The following is a 237-nucleotide window of genomic DNA, read 5'->3' on the forward strand; positions in this document are numbered from 1 at the left end:
CCGCGCGGGCGGCCCCAATCAGGACGGCGATTTCTGCCGGAACATGCGGAGGCAACGCCAACCCGCGCAAGCGGGTTTGTTCAGCGTGGAAGGCCACCCATTCCGGCGCCTTGCGTAATGGACGGGCGGTGGCGAAGTTGCCGCGATCCGTGACTTCGCACTCCCAGAACCCACAATCCCAACCGTTCTTATTGGGGAAGTCAACAGGGAGGCGGGCATTGTGGTCAACCCGAACGG

The 237-nt window shown here is 63.7% G+C and carries 1 protein-coding gene; it reads right to left on the reverse strand.

Annotated elements, in window-relative coordinates; all coding sequences use genetic code 11:
* On the reverse strand, positions 1-237 hold a 237-nt coding region (locus NCR93_RS31880), incomplete at both ends, for a hypothetical protein (protein WP_250532494.1).

Origin of the sequence: Caballeronia sp. ATUFL_F1_KS39, assembly GCF_023630985.1 — a bacterium.
GTDB lineage: Bacteria > Pseudomonadota > Gammaproteobacteria > Burkholderiales > Burkholderiaceae > Caballeronia > Caballeronia zhejiangensis.